General features: G+C 61.9%; 2 protein-coding genes. Both read right to left on the reverse strand.

Going from position 1 to position 1,816, the window contains the following annotated elements; translation table 11 throughout:
- Positions 1-560 (reverse strand): flagellar cap protein FliD N-terminal domain-containing protein (locus B2J89_RS21060; protein WP_305792662.1); only part of this gene is annotated, 560 nt, incomplete at its 3' end.
- Positions 561-769: 209 nt separating this feature from the next.
- On the reverse strand, positions 770-1,816 hold a 1,047-nt coding region (locus tag B2J89_RS21065; protein ID WP_169170797.1), incomplete at its 5' end, for a flagellin.

Genomic DNA, 1,816 nt, shown 5'->3' on the forward strand with positions numbered 1-1,816 from the left:
CCGGAGGCGTCCGAGAGAATCGTGGCGGTCACGCCGGCATTGGCGCCGTTGATCTTGCCCGCCACATCGGACAATTTATCGGTGGCGCTGATGGAAATTTTCACCGCAGTCGCCGTGCCGGCCGTGAAGCCCTCAGGAGAGTCCGCCCACTTGCCCAGTTCCAGCTTCAAGATGCCCGCGCCGACATAACCACCCACCGGCAACATGGCGGCAGATGCCGTGGACTGAGCCTTTGCCAGGCCCTGCACCTGCACGCTGAAAGAAGTGGCCACCGTACCGCCAGTCGCGCTGGCCGTGACAGCGTCCTTATTCGATGACGTAGTGGTGACCGCATTCCAGCCGGTCACGCTGTTGAGCTTGCCAACGGCATCCGACAAGCTGGACACCATGGACTTGAGTTGCCCGAAAGTGGAAATCTTGGCATTGACGAACGTGGCCTGATCGTTCAGGCCGTTCGCCTTGGTGATCGGGATCTTCACGGCATCCACAGAGGCCTTGATGAGCCCATTGACATCCACGCCGCCCCCCAGACCAATGCCTATCGACGAAAAGCTAGCCATGTTCCACCTCCTGAAAAGCGCATTGGGTTGTATCGCCAGGGATTATCGAAGTCCAGGGCTTCTGCATCCCGCCGATAAGCACCCAAGAATGCCGCCAATCCAAGGTCACGCGCGCTTTGAAACGCAACAGGGCGGCGGCGAAAAAACTCGCCGCCGCCCCGGGTCAGTGGCCACCAGATTCCGACGGAACCCAGCCCACCCGTCGTGGTTTAGCCGCGCAGAAGCGCCAGCACGCCCTGTGGCAGCTGATTGGCCTGGGCCACCATCGCGGTGCCGGCCTGCTGCAGGATCTGGGCGCGCGACAGGTTGGCGGTTTCCGAAGCGAAGTCGGCGTCCTGGATGCGGCTGCGCGCGGCCGACATGTTCTCGGACGTGCTTTGAAGGTTGTTCACCGTGCTTTCGAAACGTGCCTGCAAGGCGCCGTAGCTGGCGCGCTGGCCGCTGATGGCGGACAGCGCGGCATCGACGATGGCCAGCGTGCGGTTGGCGCCATCGACCGTGCTCACGTCCATGTTCTGCACCGTTTGCATCTGGCTGGCAGAAGAGGTTGCAGCCAAGAGGAAACCACCCGACGCCCCCCCCTTGGTATCCACTGCGCTGAAGGATTTAGACGAATCCAGCGTAATCTGACCAGTCGCCACCAGATCATCCGTACCGAAAGCGCCTGCGCCGACCTTCCCTGCAATAGCGGCACCTGCGCCTGCAAGGGCGGTGCCATCCGCGTTGGTGAGATCTATTGTGTTAGCCGCCACAGAGTCGTTGACCACCTTGATGTCATTGCCTGCCGCATTGGTCAGCACCAGGCCGTCGCCTGCGTCGTTGACGCGTGCCGTTACGCCGGTTTTGGCCGCGGCATCGTTGAAGGCCTTCGCCGCATCGCTTAAGCCGTCGTTGTTGAGCTGACTGCCGACGGTGAACGAAATGGTGACAGCCTGGCCTGTGGCATTATCAGAAGCAAGCTTCAAGGTGTAAGAGTCGCCAACAGTCAGCCCAGACAGGCCGATCTCAGTGCGCGCGGTGGCACTCACGCCCGTCTTTTCCGTTTGTGAGTTAACGAGGGCTGCCATATCTTTGGCCGACGATGCCGCGCCATAGGTAATTTTTTGGCTGCCATAAGCGCCGTTAACCGTCAGGTCCCCACCAGTTATGGCCGATGCGCCAACCTTACCCTGTGCAACGACGGCACCGGCCGCGCTGCCCAGCGTCAGGTCGCCGGCGCCGCCCGTGGTGGTGGCCGCCGTGCCGCCGATGCGGTA

It is taken from the genome of Acidovorax sp. SRB_24, from assembly GCF_012931925.1.